This window comes from Pseudomonas sp. Bc-h (genome assembly GCF_002080045.1).
Lineage (GTDB): Bacteria > Pseudomonadota > Gammaproteobacteria > Pseudomonadales > Pseudomonadaceae > Aquipseudomonas.
In genome coordinates this window covers 379,462-400,746 of sequence record NZ_MUIN01000011.1, presented here as the reverse complement: position 1 = coordinate 400,746, position 21,285 = coordinate 379,462, and the positions used below count along the sequence as shown (strand labels likewise).

The window sequence follows — 21,285 nt, the reverse complement described above, 5'->3', positions numbered from 1 at the left end:
GGATTTCGATAAAGGAAGGCAGTGATGAGCCAGAGTCTGGCTGACATGCGTCGTAACTACGCTCGCGACGGTTTGACCGAATCGCAGGCGCCGGAAGAACCTTTCGCGCTGTTCCATCAGTGGTTCGGCGAGGCGGTGAAAACCGAGGTGTTACCGGTTGAAGCCAACGCCATGACCCTGGCGACTGTCGATGCCGACGGTCGCCCGCACTGCCGGGTCCTGTTGCTCAAGGGCCTGGACGCTCAGGGTTTCACCTTCTTCAGCAACTATGAAAGCGCCAAAGGCCAGCAGATGACTGCGCGGCCTTTCGCTGCCATGACCTTCTTCTGGCCAACCCTTGAGCGTCAGGTGCGCATCGAGGGCCGGGTCGCCAAAGTCTCCCACGAAGAATCCGATGCCTACTTCCAGGTTCGCCCTCTGGGCAGCCGCCTGGGTGCCTGGGCATCGCCGCAAAGCCGGGTGATCGCAGATCGTGAGGCGCTGGAAGCGCTGCTCAAGGCCACTGAAGCACGTTTCAGCGATACCCAGCCGGATTGCCCGGATCATTGGGGCGGCTACCGTCTGGTGCCGGACCGGATCGAGTTCTGGCAGGGGCGGCCGAGTCGGCTTCATGATCGTCTGAACTACCGCCTGGTCGACGGCCAGTGGACACGCGAGCGTCTCGCGCCTTAGCTGTTCGGCGGCTTGAGACACAATTCTTTGAATCTCTGCATTGAGTCGTCGTCCATACTCGTAGACGTCGGCGACTTTCTGTATATCGCCTGAATAAACGTAAATTATCGGGACAGGACCGTGACACCCGTTGGCGCCGCGGAGTTTAATGGCCACCTGTTCCTCTGGAGATGAATGTTATGCGTAAGTCTGTTCTGTTGGTCGCTTCGTTCACCGCCATGGCGTTGACCTTGGGCGGCTGCACTTCGAGCCTGACCGGCGACTCGTATTCGCGCGATGAAGCTCGCCAAGTGCAGACAGTGCGTTTGGGCACCATCGAATCGCTGCGTCCAGTGAAGATTGAAGGCACCAAGACCCCGATCGGCGCAGGTGCCGGTGCAATCGTCGGTGGTGTGGGCGGTAGCGCTATCGGCGGCGGGCGCGGCAGCATTGTCACCGCAGTCATCGGTGCAGTTGCGGGTGGTCTGCTGGGTTCGGCAGCCGAGGGCGGCTTGACCCGTGCTCAGGGTGTTGAAATTACCGTGCGTGAAGACGACGGCACCATGCGCGCCTATGTACAGGAAGTTCAAGAGAACGAGATCTTCCGGGTTGGCGAGCGCGTACGCATCATGACCGTCAATGGCACCAGCCGCGTTTCGCACTGAGTCGTCTCAAGTACGGTCGAGAGCAGGCTCGATGTAATACCTGCTTACACAAAAACGCCCCGACTTGTCGGGGCGTTTTGCATTCGCCAGTCGGCTTATTACGCTGGGTTGACCTTCTTTCTGCTGGCCATCGCGGTGATCCCGTAACCGATAAGCGCCGCAAGGATAGACCCGGTGAGTATGCCCATCCGATCCATGCCAGCGAACTCACTTTGCCCCGGCACGAACGCCAGTGAACCGACGAACAGGCTCATGGTGAAGCCGATCCCGCAGAGAATCGAAACCCCCAGCACCTGACCCCAGTTGGCGCCGGTCGGCAACGCTGCCATTCCGGTTTTGACCGCAAGCCAGGTCAGCCCGAATACGCCCACCATCTTGCCCACCAGCAAGCCGAGCGCGATGCCCATGGGTACGTGATGGGTGAAGCTTTCCATTGTCACGCCAGTCAAGGAAACCCCAGCGTTGGCGAAGGCAAACAGCGGCAGTATGGCGTAAGCGACCCAAGGGTGCAGGGCATGCTCTAGTTGCTGCAGAGGCGAGGGTACGTCCCTTGCGGTTTTCAGCGGAATGCAGAACGCCAGAATTACCCCCGCCAGCGTTGCATGGACGCCGCTCTTGAGTACGCAGACCCATAGCACCAGACCTACCAGCAGATACGGCGCGAGTTTCACCACCCCGAGGCGGTTCATCGCGATCAGAGAAAGGATTGATCCCGCTGCCAGGGCCAGAGAGAGGTTGGACAGCTCACCCGAGTAGAACAGTGCGATGACGATGATCGCGCCCAGGTCGTCGATGATCGCCAGGGTCATGAGGAACAGCTTCAGCGAAACCGGTACGCGTTTGCCGAGCAGGGCCAGCACGCCGAGCGCGAAGGCGATGTCGGTGGCCATGGGAATCGCCCAGCCGCTCATCGCCGCCGGGCTGTCCTTGTTCAGCGCCCAGAACACCAGGGCGGGAATCACCATGCCGCCGATGGCGGCCGCGCCGGGCAGGACGATTTGCGAAGCACGGGACAGATGCCCCTGAATCACTTCACGCTTGACCTCCAGGCCAATCAGCAGGAAGAACAGTGCCATCAGGCCGTCGTTGATCCATAGCAGCAAGGGCTTGGCGATCTTCAGTGCGCCGATCTGCGCGACGACGGGTACTTCCAGCAGGCCGTTGTACAGCCACGACAGTGGCGAATTATTGATGATCAGGGCCAGGGCGGCAGCGGCGATCAACAGCAGACCACCAGCCGCCTCCAACTGAAAAAACTGTTTGAATGTATTGCGTACGGGCAAGGTCACTCTCCATGGACATGCGCAAAAGGAGCGACACCCTAACCCGTGTTCTTATTTCTGAAAACAAAAGTTATATTCGATTTCGTTATAAAAAATCGATGGCGAATGTGTATACAAAGAATTTGGAAGATTAGTAACAAAGTGCTACAGGGCTTGATTGACGCGGGGTGTAGGAGTTTTCTCGAAAGCTTGTAGTGTTAAGGCTTGGCGGCGGTGGTCTTTTGTAGACCACTGCCGCCGGCGAGCCGGCTCCTACAGGTCGGGGATCAGTCCACTATCCCCAACATGCTCTTTGCCAGAGCTTCTGCAATGCGAATCCCGTCAACACCTGCCGACATGATCCCACCTGCGTAACCTGCACCTTCACCGGCCGGGAACAGGCCTTTGACATTGAGGCTCTGCATGCTCGCGTCTCGTGTGATGCGCAGTGGCGAGGAGGTACGGGTTTCGATGCCAGTTAGCACCGCATCGTGCTGTGAGAAACCTCTGATCTGCTTGTCGAACGCGGGCAATGCCTCGCGGATCGCTTCAATGGCGAAGGCGGGAAGTGCGTCAGCAAGGTCGGTGAGCTTTACCCCTGGCTTGTAGGAAGGCTCCACTGTGCCCAGTTCCGTCGAGGCCTTGCCCGCGATGAAATCGCCCACCAGTTGCGCAGGCGCTTCATAGCTTTCGCCACCCATGATGTAGGCGTGGGATTCCAGGCGCTCCTGCAGTTCGATGCCCGCCAGCGGGCTGCCCGGGTAGTCTTCGTCCGGAGTGATGCCGACCACGATGCCGGAGTTGGCGTTGCGCTCGTTACGCGAGTACTGGCTCATGCCATTGGTGACCACGCGGTTAGGCTCTGACGTTGCAGCCACGACCGTACCCCCAGGGCACATGCAGAAGCTGTAGACCGAGCGACCGTTCCTGGCGTGGTGCACCAGCTTGTAATCGGCAGCGCCGAGCTTCGGGTGCCCGGCGTATTTGCCCAGACGTGCGCGGTCGATCAGACCTTGCGGGTGTTCGATACGGAAACCCACCGAAAACGGTTTGGCTTCCATGTACACGCCGCGACCGTGGAGCATGCGGAAGGTGTCGCGGGCACTGTGACCCAGCGCCAGAATCACGTGTCGCGAATCGATGCGCTCACCGCTGGCCAGTTCGACGCCCTGCAGTTGGCCGTCTTCGATCAACACGTCGGTAACGCGTTGTTCGAAACGCACTTCTCCGCCGAGCGCTTCGATCTGCTGACGCATGTTTTCGACGACGCCGGTCAGGCGAAAGGTGCCAATGTGCGGTTTGCTGACGTAGAGGATTTCTTCCGGCGCGCCGGCTTTGACGAACTCGTGCAGCACTTTGCGACCGTGGAATTTCGGGTCCTTGATCTGGCTGTAGAGCTTGCCGTCGGAGAAAGTGCCTGCGCCGCCTTCGCCAAACTGCACGTTGGATTCAGGGTTGAGAACATTTTTGCGCCAAAGGCCCCAGGTGTCTTTGGTCCGCTGACGGACTTCTTTGCCGCGTTCGAGAATGATCGGCTTGAAACCCATCTGTGCCAGCAGCAGCCCGGCAAAAATACCGCACGGGCCGAAACCGACGACCAGCGGACGTTCGCTCAAGTCGGCAGGCGCTTGACCCACGACTTTGTAGCTGACGTCCGGCGCGGCGGTGAGATGTTTGTCATGGCTGAGGCGTTTGAGCAGGGCGGCTTCGTCGCGCACCTGAAAATCGATGGTGTAGATGAACTGCAGTTCGGTGGATTTCTTGCGCGCGTCATAGCTGCGCTTGAACAGGGTGAAATCCAGCAGCTCGTCGCTATCGATGCCCAGGCGTTGCACGAGCGCGGGGCGCAGCTCTTCGTCCGCGTGGTCCAGCGGCAGTTTGAGTTCGGTGATTCGTAACATTGAAAGGTCCGGTTTCGGGCCGCAGGATCGGCCCGGCAGCGCTACAAGAACCGGTAATTATAAGCCACATTGCAGGCGCAGCGGTGGCTCGTCCCTCAATCGTTGCGCATGGCCCCGAAATAGGCGCATCCGCGTTGGACCTGACCATTGACCCGCAGCTCGGCGGTCAGATGCTGAACAGAGCCGTTGAGCGGGTCGACACAGCGCTGCGGCGCGACATACAGCTCGACGTGCTGGTCATTGGCGTCGGTGATCAGGTTGAAGCGACCTTCAGGCATCTGTTCTTCCATGTACGGCACTGCAAAGGGTGGCTGGCCTTCGCGCTCCAGCACCATGCCCTTGCCGCTGGCATTGAGGTTCCATTTGGGCCCGTTGCCGCTGGCATGAATGGTCAGGCGCTTGAAGTTCGGGTCGTCGCAGGCGTTGCTTGGGCGTTCGACGCGATACAGCTGATAAACGTCCGCCACACCATCGCTGCCTTGTGCGCGGCTGGCGACGAAGTTGCCCCGCACATCGGCGAAGGCCTTGCCGTTCTTGTCCACCACCGAAGCGGCTTCCTGGAGGATGCCGGTGTTGCCTTTGTCGGTCACCGCGTAGCGGCGCTGTTCGTTGCAGGGTGCGAAGAACAGTTTGCCGCCGTCACCGCTGAGCGTGCCTTGCATGCGGATCATGCCCGCGGTCGACACCGTGTTGTCAGCGGATTGCGAGGGCAAAAACTGGCAGCCAGCGAATACGGGTAGCAAGGCGAACATCAGAACGGAACGAGCAGCGAACATGTGGCGGGTCTCCAGACAAGTGCCGCCACGTTACTCAGCCTGCTCGCTCATCACAAGTAGCGATTAACCGACGTGATAGGTCTGGCCGGTTTGCAGCCCCTCGACACTCTTCGCATAGGCCAGCGCGACTTCTGCGCCCGACACCGGTTTGAAGCCGCGGAAGTACGGTGCGTAGTTGCCCATGGCTTCCACCAGCACGTTGGGGCTCACCGAGTTGACGCGCATGCCGCGCGGCATTTCGATGGCCGCTGCGCACACGAAGGCATCGATGGCGCCGTTGACTAGGCTTGCCGAGGCGCCGGTGCGGATCGGATCGTGGCTGGTAATGCCGGTGGTAAAGGTGAACGAGGCACCGTCATTGGCGAATTCGCGGCCGATCAGCAGCAGGTTGACCTGGCCCATGAGTTTGTCGCGCAGGCCCAGGGCGAAGGACTCTTCGGTCATCTCGCCCAGCGGTGCGAAGGTGACGTTGCCTGCGGCGCAGATCAATGCATCGAAAGGACCCGTCCGTTCGAACAGTTTGCGGATCGATGCGCTGTCACTAATATCGACATGCTCGTCACCGCTGTTACGGCCAGCGCGGACGATGTCATGGCGTGGCGCCAATTCTTTCTCGATCGCCGAGCCGATGGTTCCGCCAGCGCCAATCAATAGAATCTTCACAGTGCAGTCCTTCCGGTTATTGGATCAGGCGCTCAGTGTGTACCGCCGTTTCCCGCAGATATATGGGTCAAACGGCAATCCCGGTTTGTCGAAAAGGAAACAATCATGAGTGAAATGGACGATCTGGCGGCATTCGCCATGCTGGTGGAGGCCAACAGCTTCACCCTGGCCGCGCAATGGCTGGACACCAGCACCAGCCAGTTGTCCAAGCGGATCAGCAAACTGGAGAAGAGCTATGGCGTGACGTTGCTGCATCGCACCACTCGCAGCCTGACGCTGACGTCGGCGGGAGCGATTCTGCTGCCCGAAGCCCGAGCGCTGCTGGCGCAACGGGACCGGGTGCGCGACGCGATGGCCTATCTCAGCGAAAGCCTGAACGGCACGGTGCGCCTGACGGTGCCGGTGTCGTTGGGCGAGACGTTCTTTGAGGGCGTGTTGACTGAGTTTTCCACTAAATACCCGGACGTTCAGGTCGAACTGGACCTCAACAATCAGTTCCGCGACATGCGCCGCGATGGCTTCGATCTGGGGATTCGTTCAAGCGTGGGCATCGACGAAAGACTGGTGGCCAAACCTCTGCTGTCGTTGCAGGAGCTCACGTGCGCCAGCCCCGAATACATCGCTCATCACGGCCAGCCACAGACACCTGAAGCCCTGCGTGTTCACCGCTGCCTGCTGAACAGTCATTACGCCGGCAGGGAAAGCTGGGTCTATCACCAGAATCACGAAATGACCCGAGTCAACGTGCGCGGTACTTTTGCCAGCAATCACTATGGGCTGTTGAAGAAGGCGGCGTTGGTGGGGGCGGGGATCGCGCGCCTGCCGTCGTACATGGTTCACAACGAGCTCAACGACGGCAGCCTGCAATGGCTGCTGCGCGATTACCAGACACCGGTATCGTCGCTGTTTCTGGTGAATCCATTTGAAGGGCGCCTTCCAAGGAGAGTCCAGGTGATGGCCGATTACCTGACCGAGTGGTTCGAGCGCAGCACGGCGGCGCTGGAGAGGCTTTGAATTGCCCACAAAAAAACGGCCCGATGAGGGCCGTTTTTCTTTGGCTTGGCGCAGTATTCTGTAGCGGTCCGGCTTGCCGGCGGTAGCAACTTCCAGATTGCCACCGCCGCCAAGCCGGACTGCTACGGGAGACGCGTCGAGTCAGAGGGCGGGATCAGCCGCCCAGATACGCATCCCGCACTTTCGGATCGACCAGCAGCTCGGCGCCGGTGCCCTGCATCACCACCCGGCCGTTCTCCAGAACGTATGCACGGTCGGCGATTTTCAGCGCCTGGTTGGCGTTCTGCTCGACCAGGAACACCGTCACGCCATCACGGCGCAGCTGTTCGACGATCTCGAAAATCTGCTGAATGATGATCGGCGCCAGACCCAGCGAAGGCTCATCGAGCAGCAGCAGCTTTGGTTTGCTCATCAGCGCGCGGCCAATGGCAAGCATTTGCTGTTCGCCGCCGGACATGGTGCCGCCGCGCTGGTTGAAGCGCTCCTTCAGGCGCGGGAACAGGCCCAGGACCTTGTCCATCTGCTCCTGATAATCGCCCTTGTCAGTGAAGAAGCCACCCATGGCCAGGTTTTCTTCGACGGTCAATCGAGCGAACACGCGGCGGCCTTCGGGCACGACCGCGATGCTCTTGCGCATGATCACCGATGACTCCAGACCCACCAGCTCTTCACCCATGTAACGGATGCTGCCGCTGTGAGCGCGCGGCGAACCGCACAGGGTCATCAGCAGGGTCGATTTGCCCGCACCGTTGGCGCCGATCAGGGTGACGATCTCACCCTGTTGCACATCGATGCTGACGCCGTGCAGCGCCTGGATCTTGCCGTAGAAGGTGGAAACGTTGTCGAACTGCAGCATTTACGCTTCCCCCAGGTAGGCTTTGATCACTTCAGGATTGTCACGGATCTGCTCGGGCGTGCCGTCAGCCAGAGGGGTGCCCTGGTTGATCACCACGATGTGGTCGGAAATGCTCATGACCAGTTTCATGTCGTGCTCGATCAGCAGCACCGTGGCGTTGTGGTCGTTGCGCAGCACGCCGATCAGCGCTTTCAGATCTTCGGTTTCCTTGGGGTTCAGACCGGCCGCCGGCTCGTCGAGCATCAGGATGCGCGGGCGGGTCATCATGCAGCGGGCGATTTCCAGACGCCGCTGCTGACCGTAAGCCAAGGTGCCGGCAGGGCGGTTGGCGAAGGCTTTCAAGTCAACCGCTTCGAGCCAGTGCTCGGCGTATTCCATGGCCTCGCGTTCGCTCTTGCGATACGCCGGTGTCTTGAACAGACCGGACAGGAAATTGGTGTTGAGGTGACGATGCTGGGCCACCAGCAGGTTCTCGACTGCCGTCATTTCCTTGAACAGGCGCACGTTCTGGAAGGTCCGCACCACGCCCTTGCGAGCGATCTCGTGACCGGCCAGGCCTTGAATCGGCTCGCCGTCCAGCAGGATGGTACCCGCTGTCGGCTTGTAGAAACCGGTCAGGCAGTTGAAGACGGTGGTCTTGCCGGCGCCGTTAGGGCCGATCATCGACACGACCTGTTTCTCGTTGACGGTCAGACCCACGCCGTTGACCGCCAACAGGCCGCCAAAGCGCATGCTCAAGCCGGAGGCTTGCAGAAGTGGACGGCTCATCAGCGCTCCCCCTTGAGTTTCATGACGGGACGCTGCATTGGCAGGAAGCCCTGAGGACGCCAGATCATCATCAGCACCATCAAGGCGCCGAAGCCCAACATCCGGTATTCGCTGAATTCGCGAAGCAGTTCGGGCAGCAGGATCATCACCACCGCCGCCAGAATCACACCCAGCTGCGAGCCCATGCCACCCAGTACCACAATGGCAAGGATGATCGCCGATTCGAGGAAGGTGAACGATTCCGGGGTGATCAGGCCTTGGCGTGCGGCGAAGAAACTGCCTGCGAAACCGGCGAACGCCGCGCCCAGGGTGAACGCGGAGAGCTTGATCACGGTCGGGTTCAGACCCAGCGCCCGGCAGGCGATTTCGTCTTCACGCAACGCTTCCCATGCACGGCCGATCGGCATGCGCAGCAGGCGGTTGATCACGAACAAGGCCAACAGCGCCAGCAACAGGGCGATCAGGTAAAGGAAGATCACCTTGTTGATGGAGTTGTATTCCAGACCGAAGTATTCGTGGAAGGTCTGCATGCCTTCGGCCGCTTTACGCTCGAATGTCAGACCGAACAACGTTGGCTTTTCGATGTTGCTGATGCCGTTCGGGCCGCCGGTGATGTCGGTCAGGTTGCGCAGGAACAGACGGATGATTTCACCGAAGCCCAAGGTCACGATGGCCAGATAGTCGCCACGCAAACGCAGGACCGGGAAGCCCAGCAGGAAGCCGAACGTCGCCGAGGCCAGGCCCGCCAGTGGCAGACAGATCCAGAAACCGAAGCCGAAGTAGTGCTGCAGCAGGGCGTAGGTGTAGGCACCGACGGCGTAGAAGCCGACATAGCCCAGGTCCAGCAGACCCGCCAGACCGACCACGATGTTCAGGCCCAGGCCGAGCATCACGTAGATCAGGATCAGGGTCGCGATGTCCACCGCGCCGCGAGAGCCGAAGAACGGCCAGATCAGCGCGGCGACGACGATTGCACCGAGGAACCAGCGCTGAGTCGACGGCAGGGTCAGGAAGTTGCTGGCCTTGTCCGACACGAGTTGCTTCTGCGGGCGCGAACGCCACATGGCGCTGATCTGTTCATTGAACAGCACGCGCAGGAACATCAGCAGGGCAGCGGCGAAGATCACCAGAACCGTGGTGGTGCTGGCGCCGACGACCGCCAGGTTGACCCCGACGATGTCCAGTTTGAGCCCGAGGATCGGGTAGGCGACGGCCAGCACCAGCACTGCGCTGAAGAGGGCCGATTTGAGATTCCTGGTCATACTTTTTCAACCTCCGGACGGCCGAGCAGGCCGGTTGGCCGGAACAACAACACCAATACGAGAAGACCGAACGCCACCACATCCTTGTACTGGTCGCCGAAGATGTCGGCGCCAAACGCTTCAGCCACACCCAGCACCAGACCGCCGAGCATCGCGCCCGGGATACTGCCGATACCGCCCAGAACCGCTGCGGTGAAGGCCTTGATGCCGACAAGGAACCCGGCGTTGGGGTTGATCACGCCGTATTGCATGCTGAGCAACACCGCAGCGACCGCCGCCAGCGCCGCGCCGATGACGAAGGTCAGGGCGATGATGTTGTTGGTGTTGATGCCCAGCAGATTGGCCATCTTGATGTCCTCGGCGCAGGCGCGGCAGGCGCGACCCAGGCGAGAGCGGGAGATGAACCAGGTCAGGCCGAGCATGGCCAGCACGGTGACGATGAAGATCAGGATCTGCATGTACGAGATCACCACCTCATGGGTCGAGCCTGGGCCGAACACGAAGTTGCCGGGGATCAGGTTGGGGATCGATTTGTCTTTGGAGTCCTGCGACAACAGCACAGTGTTCTGCAGGAAGATCGACATACCGATCGCGGAAATCAGAGGGATCAGACGGTTGCTGCCGCGCAGCGGACGGTAGGCGACCCGTTCGATGGCGTAACCATAGGCGCTGGTCACCACGATACTGGCGATGAAAGCGGCCGTGATCAGCAATGGCAGGCTGTCCAGACCCAGCATGGTCAGGCCGGCCAGGGCGATGAACGCCACGTACGAACCGATCATGTATACCTCGCCGTGGGCGAAGTTGATCATGCCGATGATGCCGTAGACCATCGTGTAGCCGATGGCGATCAGGGCATACGTGCTGCCAATGGTCATGCCATTAACCAGCTGTTGGAAAAAATGATAGAGATCTATCTCGGGCATTGCCGTGCTCCTAAAAACCTTCTCGGTGTTTCACTGGTGAAGTCTTTTTCCCGCTCGCGCGTCGTGATCTACGTCCGCGTTTCGGCACGAGCCCAGTGATTCACTGGTGCGGTTTCAAGATGTTCAGGCGTAGGGACTCTTGTGAAATCCATCGGCCTCGTAAAACAAAGCCCACTGCGGTTGCAGTGGGCTTCGGGTTCAACCTGAGGCCTGTGATTACTTCACAGGGGCTTCAGTCTTGGTGCCATCTTTGTGCCAGGTGTAAACGACGAATTTGAAGTCTTTCAGGTCACCCTTGGCGTCGAACGACAGCTCGCCGGTAGGGGTCTTGAAGGTACCAGCGTGGATGGCGGCTGCCACTTTGGCGGTGTCTTCGGACTTGGCGGCGGTGATGCCGTCAGCAATGACTTGAACGGCAGCGTACGCCGGGAACACAAAAGGACCGCTCGGGTCTTCTTTCTTGGCTTTGAATTCTTCTACCAGCGCCTTGTTGGCTGGATCCTGGTCGAAGGATTTCGGCAGAGTCACCAGCAGGCCTTCGGAAGCGTCCTGAGCGATCTGCGAGATGGAAGCGTTACCCACGCCTTCCGGCCCCATGAAGCCTGCTTTCAGGCCTTTTTCCTGTGCCTGACGCAGGATCAGACCCAGCTCAGGGTGGTAGCCGCCGTAGTAGACGAAGTCGACGTTGGCTTGCTTCATTTTGGCGATCAGCGAGGAGAAGTCCTTGTCGCCGGCGTTGATGCCTTCGAACAGGGCGACTTTCACGCCGTCTTTTTCCAGGGTCTGTTTAACGGCAGTGGCGATGCCTTCACCATACTGCTGTTTGTCGTGGATGACCGCAACGATCTTCGGCTTGACCTGCTTGGCGATGTAGTCGCCGGCGGCCGGGCCTTGAGCGCTGTCCAGGCCGATGGTGCGGAACACCATTTTGTAGCCACGGTTGGTGATTTCCGGGCTGGTGGCAGCCGGAGTGATCATGATGATGCCTTCGTCTTCGTAGATGTCAGACGCTGGCTGAGTGGAGCTGGAGCACAGGTGGCCGACCACGAACTTGACGCCGTCGTTGACCACTTTGTTGGCGATTGCGACCGCTTGTTTAGGATCGCAGGCGTCGTCGTATTCCACGACTTCGAGTTTCTTGCCATCGACGCCGCCTTTGGCATTGATGTCGGCAATGGCCATTTTGGCACCGCTGAACTGCATGTCGCCGTATTGGGCAACAGCACCGGTTTTAGGACCCGCAATGCCGATCTTGATGGTGTCAGCTGCGAACGAATGGCTGGCAACCCCCGCCAGAACCAGTGCGGCAAACAGCTTGGAAATCTGATTAATACCCTTAGTCATGATGCTCCACTCTTGCGTTGTAGTTTTTATAATCCTGACGGCCAGAAGCTGCAGGACCGGATTGATTATCCAGGCCACACCCCCGGCAACTGTACCGGAACAGTTTAGAGCGCCGGTCGAGCGCTTGAAAAGCTGGCTGCAGGGGGCAAAACCTGTTGATGTCGCTTAATCGAAAGAAAGATACACAATCAAGCCGGTCGATTGCCCAACCGGGTCGTTCAATCTATCGGCCTGAGCGAAGTTCTCTGCAATCAATCACTTGAATCCGGGTTTGAGCGCTGGAAAGGCGGCGGTATCATTACGCCGATTTTTCAAACGGTGAAACCCATGACGCAAGAACCTAGCACCCTCTATGCCAAACTGCTTGGCGAAACGGCTTCGATCACGTGGAAAGAATTGCAACCTTTCTTTGCCAAGGGTGCCCTGTTGTGGGTCGAGCCTTCCCAGGATTTGATCGCGGTGGCCGAGGCTTTCGCCGAGAATGCCGAGGCGAAAGTGGCGGCGTGGCTGAGCACGGGGGAGGTCGGGAAGGTCTCTGAATCAACGGCTCTGGAGTTGCTCGAGCGCGATACGCCGCTGTGGGCGGTGGTGGTGGCGCCTTGGGTGTTGATCCAGGAAAGGGCGTGATAGTTATCTGTGCTCGTTTTTGGTGCGAGCAATGATGGCAAAGTGGGTAGGTCGGTAACCGGTGGTGTGGGGTGGGTAGCAGAAAGCCCCGCATTATCGCGCTTGGATTTGGGGGTATCGATAAGGGGTGTTGGTTTCATGTTCTGCCTGGCGGCGGAAGCGTTCCGCCTTCGGCGGGTTACTCGGAAAAGTCGGAATGCAGCACCTCCCAAGTTCAGGAGCAAGACAAAGATCCACGGCAACGCGACTGTGAGCGGCTAACCTTGCAGTGCGGTTTCGTGGCGTACCCAGATTTCCAGTTGCACACCGAACCCTGTGGGAGCTGCTGGAGCAGTGCGACAGCCCGGGCCGCGATCGGACGAAGCGGTATGTCTGTAAAAAAAGTGTCGCTGACCCACCGCCTCGTCCCGTCGTTTCAGGGAATCCCTCGGTTAATCGGCGATGAGCGGTCACTCTTGAGGCTTCAGAGTCGGCAAGTGGCGGGAATGCGGATCAAGTCTCATCACTTCGCGGGCCGTGGCCGGAACCGGTCCATGCGCGGGTCGCTGCTATCAGTGAGCACGAGTTGAGTGCCGGGGCCGTGAACCGTGAGGTTTACCGCCTCGAGCATCGCGGTTGACGGCCACAGGCTGGCCGGGCGACGCATGTTCAGTTGCTGCACCAAGGGGCGGAGGGCGCTCAGGGGTACCGGTTTGCTGAACAGGTAGCCTTGCACGTAATCGCACCCGTAATGGCTGAGGAAATCCAGCTGTGCCGGGGTTTCGACACCTTCGGTCACCACTTTGAGGTGCAGCGTGTGGGCCATCAGGATGATCGCCTGAACGATCTCCATATCCTGGGGGGAGCGGGGAATGTCGATGATGAACGAGCGGTCGATCTTCACGGTATCCAGTGGCAAGCGCTTGAGGTAGGCCAGCGACGAGTACCCGGTGCCGAAGTCGTCGATTGACAGCGCCACGCCCAACGCGCGGATCTCCTTGAGCAACATGATGGTGCTGCTGATATTGCCCATGAGCGCGTTTTCGGTGACTTCCAGCTCCAGGCGATGGGGCGCGACGCCTGCCTCTTTCAGCGCACTGTCGATTTCCTCCAGCAGCTCCTCGCGTGCGAGATTGAGCGCCGAACAGTTCACCGCGATCACCAGCTTCTCGAAGCCTGGCTCTGTGAGCTGGCCCAGATCCCGGCACGCCCGACGCAACACCCAGTTGTCCAGTTCGGCGATCAGGCCGTTATTTTCCGCGATGCTGATGAAGCGATCCGGGGTCAACAAACCATGGGTCGGGTGTTCCCAGCGCACCAGGGCTTCGAGCTTGGCGACATGCCCGGTGCGCAGGTCGACGATGGGCTGGTAATAGAGTTGCAGCCCGCTTTCTTCGCGCAGGGCAGCACGCAGTTCTTCCTCCAGCTGCAGTTCCAAGCTGGCCTTGGTCTTGAGGTTGGCGCTGAAGAAGTGAATGCTGTTGCGGCCATGGCCCTTGGATTGATAAAGCGCCAGATCCGCGTGCTTGAGCAGTTCTTCCGAGGTTTCGCCGTCCTGGGGATAGACGCTGATGCCGATGCTGGTGGTCATGACCATGCGCCGGCCGGACAGCGCAATCGGTTCTTTCATCTTATGCATGACTCGCTGCGCCAGGTTCAGCGCCTCGTCGGTGTTGTGCAAGGCGATGAGAATGCAGAACTCGTCGCCACCAAAGCGGGCGACCACATCGTTGGCGCGGGTCGCGCTGCGGATGCGTTCGGCAATGACCTTCAGCAGTTCATCTCCGGCATCGTGGCCGAGGCTGTCGTTGATACGCTTGAAATGATCGATGTCCAGAAACATCACGGCGAGCATGCCTTGCGCAAGTTTCTGCTCCATCAGCCGCTCGGCGAAGATCTGGTTGAAGCCTCGGCGGTTGATCAGATTGGTCAGCGCATCGAAATGCGCGACCTGTTGCAGCGAAACCCGCGCCTGATCGAGCTGGCTGAGCAATGCGTTGACCCGTTTCAGGTCGCGTTCCTTGGCCTGCAGTTTTTTGTCCGCCAGCGCTGCGCTGACACTGCCGGCAATGATCAGCAGCACGATCAAGGCGATGGTCAGGCTCAATTGCAGGCTGTTTTCCGTAGACGGTGGCTGAAACTGCGCTCCGGCAGGAACCATCAGATGCAGTGCCCACATACCCATGAAATGCGTGCTTACGATCCCGGCGCCCAGTACCAGGCTGGCGCCGTATTTGAGCAGTTGATGAAAGACTCCGCTGCCTTGACGCAAATGAATGGCCAGCACCAATGCCGCCAGGCTGCTGGCAATCGCGATCACGATAGAGGCGATGAAGCGCACGGGCTCGTAGTACTGCGTAGCCCCGGAGCGCATGGCAGACATGCCGACATAATGCATGGCCGCGATGCCGAGGCCGATGCAAATCGAGGCGAACAGATATTGCGCGGGTTGGAGTTTCTGATGGCTAAGGGTCTCCATCGCCACGATCCCGGCAATCAGCGCAATGGCCAGCGAGGCGACAGTGACCGGCAGGTCGTAGTGCATTTCCAGCGGGGCCTGGAACGACAACATGCTGATGAAATGCATGGCCCAGATACCCACTGCCAGACACAAGGCGCCCAACCCTCGCCAGCGAATCCTTGCCGTCGCGTTGTCGACGTGTCCGATCCGCTCGGCGATGTCCAGCGTTGCGAAGCTGGCGGCACAGGCCACCAGATAAGCAAGCAGGATGAGCAGGGGGTTGTGACTGCATTCCATCAGCGTCCGGCCATCTGCCGGCATAGAGGGTAAAAAATGCAAACCCAGCCAATCCATAGCACGCTCCATGTGTTCACTGCCGGAGTAACCTCAGTCTGGGTAACTGATGGCACTTTGCGATGATTATAGAAGTGGCTCGGGTTTAAACACCTGTTTGGGGACGGACGTACAAACTATTTCGAAATAACGGTTATCGCGAATAGTTCTAAGCGATGGCTGCCTCATCTGGCAGTAAAGTCCAGTCATCATCGTTGACGGGCGGCGCGCAAATGGCCGGCAAACCGAATGCCGCCCGAGCGGCGTCGCAATCCGGGTTGTGTTGGCCATCTGTCCACGAGGCTTCGAACTCGCGACAGGTACTGGAGCGCTGTTCATAAATTGAACAGCTGGTGCCCTTGCCGACCTCACCCTCAAGGGATGTACAGCGCACGGATTTGCAGTTGGTGCCCAGCATCGCCACGCGACTGGGGCTGATGCTGCTCACCAGTTCGTCGGGCACCGTACCTCCCGCCGATGCGCACTCACCCCAAAAAAAAGACACGCGAAAATGTGAACAGCAGGCACCACAATTCAGGCACGGACTGACGTCGGACATGGGTTATAACCGAGGAGGAAAGTAGGAAAGGGGGTTGATCGGCTGGCCATTCTAGGCCTTCCATTGCGCTTGGGAAGCGGCCTCAGAAAATATTTCTGGATGTGTATGACGCTTGAAATCTGCAAGCGCGACGCGGATGAAATCAGCGCGCCAGCTTGGTTGCGATGGACTAATATCAGTCTGGCGAATAATCACAGACAGCTGCCTGCGGGCTGACTAGATTTCCCTTTCCTGGCCTGGTCGTGTCTGGCCGAACAACAACAATAATAGAGATCGACCCATGGATCATTCGACTCAGGCGGCGAACGCGTGGCGCATTCTGTTCCTGCTGTTTCTGGCCAACCTGTTCAACTTCTTCGACCGCACGATCCCGGCGATCATCATCGAGCCGATTCGCAAGGAATGGCTGCTGAGCGATTTCCAGCTGGGGATCATCGGCACGGCGTTCACGCTCGTTTACGCGATCGCCGGCTTGCCCCTTGGGCGCATGGCCGACAATGGCTCGCGGCGTAAACTGATGGGCTGGGGCCTGACGGTGTGGAGTGGCCTGACAGCGGTGAACGGCCTGGTTGGCAACTTCTGGGCGTTCTTGCTGGTGCGCATGGGCGTGGGCATCGGCGAGGCGAGTTATGCCCCTGCCGCCAACTCACTGATCGGCGATCTGTTTCCCGCTCACAAACGCGCCAGGGCCATGGGCATCTTCATGCTCGGCCTGCCGTTAGGGCTGTTGTTGGCGTTCTTCACCATCGGCGCGATGGTCAAGGCATTCGACAGTTGGCGTGCGCCGTTCTTCATCGCAGCAGTGCCGGGGTTGGTACTGGCGATATTCATGTTCTTCATCCGCGAACCCGCGCGCGGTGCTGCGGAAAGCGTGGCGATATCGCAGGAGAAAATCGACCGGCCGATCCGACGCGTATTGTCGATCCCTACTTTTCGCTGGTTGGTACTGGCGGGCCTGGCGTTCAACTTTTCAACCTACGCGTGTAACTCGTTCATGGTGCCGATGCTGCAGCGGTATTTTTTGTTGCCTTTGCAGGAAGCTGCGATGGCAACAGGCATGATCGTGGGGGTAACCGGGCTCGTCGGTTTGACGGCGGGCGGCTGGATCGCTGACAAGCTGCATCAGCGCTTTGCCAACGGTCGGCTGATGTTCGCGGCACTGAGCATGACCGTTGCCAGCCTGTGCACCGGTTATGCACTGCATGCCGGGCGTATCGAGATCGGCGTGTTCGTCGCGGTGTTCAGCGTAGGCTGGCTGTTCTCATACAACTTCTATACCTGCGTCTACACCGCGATTCAGGACGTGGTTCAGCCGCGGCTGCGAGCGACGGCGATGGCGCTGTTCTTCGCCGGATTGTATCTGTTGGGTGGTGGTCTGGGGCCGGTGGTGGTCGGGTTGTTGTCGGATCACTTCGCTCATTCGGCGATGTACGCGGCGCAGGTCGGGGAGATGACCGAGGCGTTCAAGGCCGTGGGGCTGCATGACGCGATGTATCTGATTCCCGTGGCGCTGTTTTTCGCGCTGGTGTTTCTGGTGCGGGCATCGAAGTGTTTTAGCCGGGATGCGCAGCGGATGCGCGAACGGATGCTGGCCGATGAGCCGGTGGGGCAGGGGGGGAAGCCGTCGGTGGCGTGAAGTTATTGATCGTTCCCACGCTCTGCGTGGTAACGCTGGGCTGGACGCTCCGCGTCCGCCTGTTGATGTGACGCGGGGCAGCAAGGGATGCATGCCCACGCAGAGCGTGGGCATGATCAAACTTATCCGGCGACAAGCACCCGGATCGCTTCCAGACGCAGTGCCGCCTTTTCCAGCATCGCCAGACCTTGCTCGCGCTGCTCGCGCAAGGCAGTCAGTTCGCTGTCGCGCACGGTCGGGTTGACCGCTTGCAGGGCGGTCAGACGTGCCAGTTCTTCGTCAGTATCGGCTGCCAGACGACGTTGTGCTTCGGCCACGCGCTCGGCGTGTTTCGGCGCAATCTTGCTTTCGGCGGCGTTGATCTGCGGGTTGAGCACGTCGCGCTGGGCCTGGATGAACTTGTTGGCGCTGGCGCGGGGCACGCTTTCCAGTTGATCGTTCAGGGTCGTGAAAGAAACGCGGCCGGACAGGTCGTTACCGTTGGCGTCCAGCAGGCAGCGCAGGGCGGCCGGCGGCAGGTAGCGGCCCAGTTGCAGCGAGCGCGGTGCAACCACTTCGCTGACATACAGCAGCTCAAGCAGCACGGTGCCGGGTTTCAGCGCCTTGTTCTTGATCAGTGCAACGGCCGTATTGCCCATGGAGCCGGACAGCACCAGGTCCATGCCGCCTTGCACCATCGGGTGCTCCCAGGTAATGAACTGCATGTCCTCGCGGGACAGCGCCTGGTTGCGGTCGTAAGTGATGGTCACGCCTTCGTCGTCACCGAGCGGGAAGCTGGCGTCGAGCATCTTTTCGCTCGGCTTGAGGATCAGGGCGTTTTCCGAATGGTCTTCGCTGTCGATGCCGAACGCGTCGAACAGGGTTTCCATGTAGATCGGCAGGGTGAACTGATCGTCCTGCTCGAGAATCGCCTCGACCAGCGCCTCGCCTTCGCCAGCGCCACCGGAGTTAAGCTCCAGCAGACGGTCGCGGCCAGTGTGCAGCTCGCTTTCCAGACGCTCACGCTCGGCGCGGGCTTCATTGACCAGCGCCTGCCAGTCGTCTTCGTCGCCGCCTTCCAGTTGCGGTAGCAGACGCGGGCCGAACTGGTGTTGCAGGGCGTTGCCGGTCGGGCAGGTATTGAGGAACGCATTCAGCGCTTCGTGGTACCACTGGAACAGGCGTTCTTGCGGGCTGGTTTCCAGGTACGGCACGTGCAGTTCGATGATGTGCTTCTGGCCGATACGGTCCAGGCGGCCGATTCGCTGCTCCAGCAGGTCCGGATGCGCCGGCAGGTCGAACAGCACCAGGTGGTGCGAGAACTGGAAGTTGCGGCCTTCGCTGCCGATTTCCGAGCAGATCAGCACTTGCGCGCCAAACTCTTCGTCAGCGAAGTAGGCGGCGGCGCGGTCACGCTCGAGGATGTTCATGCCTTCGTGGAACACGGTGGCCGGGATACCGGAGCGCACGCGCAGGGCGTCTTCCAGGTCCATCGCGGTTTCAGCGTGGGCACAGATCACCAGCACTTTGACGCGCTTGAGCATTTTCAGAGTGTCGATCAGCCAGTCGACGCGAGGGTCGAAGCGCCACCAGCGTTCTTCTTCGCTGGTCTCGCCCTGAGCCTGGAAGCTGACTTCCGGGTACAGGTCGGCGTGATCGCCAATCGGCAATTCCAGGTATTCGGCCGGGCAAGGCAGCGGGTACGGATGCAGTTTGCGTTCCGGGAAGCCTTGCACCGCGGCGCGGGTGTTACGGAACAGCACACGACCGGTGCCGTGACGATCGAGCAGTTCACGGATCAGGCGAGCACTGGCTTCGGTGTCGCCATCGGCCACGGCGCCCAGCAGGGCTTCGCCTTCTGCACCGAGGAAGCCGTGGATGGTCTTGTGGGCTTCAGGAGACAAACGGCCTTGATCGAGCAGTTCCTGAACGGCTTCGGCCACCGGGCGATAGTTCTCGCTTTCGGCGCGGAAGGCGTGCAGGTCGTGAAAACGGTTCGGGTCGAGCAGTCGCAGACGCGCGAAGTGGCTGTCCTGACCCAATTGCTCCGGGGTCGCGGTCAGCAGCAATACACCAGGAATCACTTCGGCCAGTTGCTCGACCAGCGAGTATTCCGGGCTGGCTTTTTCTTCGTGCCACACCAGGTGGTGAGCTTCGTCGACCACCAGCAGATCCCAGCCCGCTGCGAACAGCGCGTCCTGAGCCTTCTCGTCGTCCACCAGCCACTCCAGCGAAACCAGCGCCAGTTGAGTGTCTTCGAACGGGTTGCTGGCATCGCTCTCGATGAAACGCTCGGCGTCGAACAGTGCGACCTGCAGGTTGAAGCGACGGCGCATTTCCACGAGCCACTGGTGCTGGAGGTTTTCCGGCACGAGGATCAGCACGCGGCTGGCGCGGCCCGAGAGCAACTGGCGATGGATCACCAGACCGGCTTCGATGGTCTTGCCCAGGCCCACTTCGTCGGCCAGCAGAACGCGCGGTGCGATGCGGTCGGCGACTTCACGGGCGATGTGCAACTGGTGCGCGATAGGCTGGGCGCGAACGCCGCCCAGGCCCCACAGCGAGGATTGCAGCTGACGGCTGGTGTGCTCCAGTGTGTGATAGCGCAGGGAGAACCAGGCCAGCGGGTCGATCTGCCCAGCGAACAGACGGTCGCTGGCCAGACGGAACTGGATGAAGTTCGAGAGTTGGGTTTCCGGCAGGGTCACCGGTTGGTTCTGCGCGTTGAGGCCGTGGTAGACCAACAGGCCGTCGACGTCGTCGACTTCGCGAACGGTCATTTTCCAGTTCTCGAAGTGGGTGATGGTGTCACCCGGCGAGAAGCGCACCCGCGTCAAAGGGGCATTGCGCAAAGCATACTGGCGGGTGTCGCCAGTGGCCGGATAGAGCACGGTCAACAAGCGGCCGTCCTGTGCCAGAACGGTGCCTAAACCCAGCTCGGCTTCGCTGTCGCTAATCCAGCGTTGCCCCGGTTGATACTGCTGCGCCATGCTGCCTGACTCCCGCCTTGAAAAAGCCGACTATGGTAACGGAACAAGCGGTCCAGACCAAAGCCACATTGTAAAAAGCCCCGTATTTATTGGGTAAGTGGCCTTGCGCTGGCACTTGTTGCGAGAAACATAGTCCAAACTTCCTCTTCTAACGGCTCAAGTCGACGAAACGGCAGCCGACAGCTTGATAACAGGAGACCATTACCATGCTGCCACCGCTGATCCCCTTGAGTGCGGCCCCCGTGACTGCGCAGCAGGACCCGGTCAGGCCGACACCGGACATCCCGCCCGTCGCGCCCGTGCAGCCGAGCTCTAGCGAAACCACGATCAACATGGGCGAGCGTGACCCCGAGCAGGCGCAGTTGATGCTGCGCGAAGAGCAACGCCGACAGCAAAGGCGTCGCCGCGACCGGCGAACCGCCGATCGTCATCCCGATCTGAACGAGGATGAGGATAAGGCCGCTCAGCAGACTGCTCATAAAGGCCCGGCCATGCCAGGCGATTACCTGAATGCCGATAACACGGTGCCGGTGGTGCCGATCATCGATGACGAGCCGCGTCAGGGCTTGTGGGTGGATCTGAAAGTCTGAGGTGCTGGTCAGCGCCGACGCGATTGCGCATTATTGTCGCCAT

Annotated in this window: 18 protein-coding genes; 6 read left to right on the top strand and 12 right to left on the bottom strand. The window is 60.0% G+C overall.

Annotated elements, in window-relative coordinates:
- Positions 1-24 precede the first annotated feature (24 nt).
- Complete coding sequence (gene pdxH, locus BWR59_RS22155; protein WP_081567766.1) at positions 25-672, top strand: pyridoxamine 5'-phosphate oxidase; 648 nt, start codon at positions 25-27, stop codon at positions 670-672.
- A 179-nt stretch (positions 673-851) separates the two neighbouring features.
- Positions 852-1,316 (top strand): glycine zipper 2TM domain-containing protein, encoded by a 465-nt coding sequence (locus BWR59_RS22150; protein WP_037012225.1) that lies wholly within the window; start codon positions 852-854, stop codon positions 1,314-1,316.
- A gap of 98 nt (positions 1,317-1,414) precedes the next feature.
- On the opposite strand, the gene nhaA is transcribed toward BWR59_RS22150, so the two are convergent.
- The 4 genes from nhaA to BWR59_RS22130 all read right to left on the bottom strand — a co-directional run bounded on the left by nhaA (position 1,415) and on the right by BWR59_RS22130 (position 5,918).
- Entirely contained in the window at positions 1,415-2,599 is a 1,185-nt protein-coding gene (gene nhaA, locus BWR59_RS22145; protein WP_081567765.1) for a Na+/H+ antiporter NhaA, read from the bottom strand.
- A 266-nt stretch (positions 2,600-2,865) separates the two neighbouring features.
- On the bottom strand, positions 2,866-4,479 hold the full coding sequence (locus tag BWR59_RS22140; RefSeq protein ID WP_081567764.1) for an NAD(P)/FAD-dependent oxidoreductase: 1,614 nt from the start codon (positions 4,477-4,479) through the stop codon (positions 2,866-2,868).
- A 95-nt stretch (positions 4,480-4,574) separates the two neighbouring features.
- Entirely contained in the window at positions 4,575-5,255 is a 681-nt protein-coding gene (locus BWR59_RS22135) for a hypothetical protein (protein ID WP_081567763.1), read from the bottom strand.
- A gap of 63 nt (positions 5,256-5,318) precedes the next feature.
- Positions 5,319-5,918: a short chain dehydrogenase gene (locus tag BWR59_RS22130; protein WP_081567762.1), complete on the bottom strand. Its 600-nt coding sequence runs from the start codon at positions 5,916-5,918 to the stop codon at positions 5,319-5,321.
- A gap of 105 nt (positions 5,919-6,023) precedes the next feature.
- Between BWR59_RS22130 and BWR59_RS22125 the strand changes: the two genes are divergently transcribed.
- On the top strand, positions 6,024-6,932 hold the full coding sequence (locus BWR59_RS22125; RefSeq protein ID WP_081567761.1) for a LysR family transcriptional regulator: 909 nt from the start codon (positions 6,024-6,026) through the stop codon (positions 6,930-6,932).
- A 154-nt stretch (positions 6,933-7,086) separates the two neighbouring features.
- Here BWR59_RS22125 and BWR59_RS22120 read toward each other — a convergent pair whose 3' ends face one another.
- The 5 genes from BWR59_RS22120 to BWR59_RS22100 form a co-directional block, all read right to left on the bottom strand.
- Positions 7,087-7,788, bottom strand: coding sequence for an ABC transporter ATP-binding protein (locus tag BWR59_RS22120; protein ID WP_081567760.1), 702 nt, complete (start codon positions 7,786-7,788; stop codon positions 7,087-7,089).
- Positions 7,789-8,556: a high-affinity branched-chain amino acid ABC transporter ATP-binding protein LivG gene (gene livG, locus BWR59_RS22115; RefSeq protein WP_081567759.1), complete on the bottom strand. Its 768-nt coding sequence runs from the start codon at positions 8,554-8,556 to the stop codon at positions 7,789-7,791.
- Entirely contained in the window at positions 8,556-9,818 is a 1,263-nt protein-coding gene (locus tag BWR59_RS22110) for a high-affinity branched-chain amino acid ABC transporter permease LivM (protein ID WP_081567758.1), read from the bottom strand. Before BWR59_RS22110 ends, livG begins: the two co-directional genes overlap by 1 nt.
- Entirely contained in the window at positions 9,815-10,744 is a 930-nt protein-coding gene (gene livH, locus BWR59_RS22105) for a high-affinity branched-chain amino acid ABC transporter permease LivH (RefSeq protein WP_081567757.1), read from the bottom strand. The genes BWR59_RS22110 and livH overlap by 4 nt, the downstream gene beginning before the upstream one ends.
- A gap of 216 nt (positions 10,745-10,960) precedes the next feature.
- A complete protein-coding gene (locus BWR59_RS22100; RefSeq protein ID WP_081567756.1) occupies positions 10,961-12,088 on the bottom strand; it encodes a branched-chain amino acid ABC transporter substrate-binding protein in 1,128 nt (375 codons plus the stop codon).
- Between the two features lie 327 nt (positions 12,089-12,415).
- On the opposite strand from BWR59_RS22100, the gene BWR59_RS22095 reads away from it, so the two are divergent.
- Positions 12,416-12,715, top strand: a complete 300-nt coding sequence (locus tag BWR59_RS22095) for a DUF2288 domain-containing protein (RefSeq protein WP_081567958.1) — start codon at positions 12,416-12,418, stop codon at positions 12,713-12,715.
- A gap of 502 nt (positions 12,716-13,217) precedes the next feature.
- On the opposite strand, the gene BWR59_RS22090 is transcribed toward BWR59_RS22095, so the two are convergent.
- Positions 13,218-15,509 carry a bifunctional diguanylate cyclase/phosphodiesterase gene (locus tag BWR59_RS22090; RefSeq protein WP_081567755.1) on the bottom strand — a complete coding sequence of 764 codons (2,292 nt, stop codon included), beginning with the start codon at positions 15,507-15,509 and terminating at the stop codon, positions 13,218-13,220.
- A 148-nt stretch (positions 15,510-15,657) separates the two neighbouring features.
- A complete protein-coding gene (locus tag BWR59_RS22085) occupies positions 15,658-16,047 on the bottom strand; it encodes a YkgJ family cysteine cluster protein (RefSeq protein ID WP_081567754.1) in 390 nt (129 codons plus the stop codon).
- Between the two features lie 280 nt (positions 16,048-16,327).
- Between BWR59_RS22085 and BWR59_RS22080 the strand changes: the two genes are divergently transcribed.
- Positions 16,328-17,683, top strand: a complete 1,356-nt coding sequence (locus BWR59_RS22080; protein ID WP_081567753.1) for an MFS transporter — start codon at positions 16,328-16,330, stop codon at positions 17,681-17,683.
- Positions 17,684-17,805: 122 nt separating this feature from the next.
- Here BWR59_RS22080 and rapA read toward each other — a convergent pair whose 3' ends face one another.
- Positions 17,806-20,652 carry an RNA polymerase-associated protein RapA gene (gene rapA, locus BWR59_RS22075; protein ID WP_081567752.1) on the bottom strand — a complete coding sequence of 949 codons (2,847 nt, stop codon included), beginning with the start codon at positions 20,650-20,652 and terminating at the stop codon, positions 17,806-17,808.
- 206 nt (positions 20,653-20,858) lie between these two features.
- Between rapA and BWR59_RS22070 the strand changes: the two genes are divergently transcribed.
- The gene (locus tag BWR59_RS22070) at positions 20,859-21,242 is read left to right on the top strand and encodes an aspartate-semialdehyde dehydrogenase (protein ID WP_081567751.1); all 384 of its coding nucleotides are present in this window, start codon (positions 20,859-20,861) and stop codon (positions 21,240-21,242) included.
- Positions 21,243-21,285 lie beyond the last annotated feature (43 nt).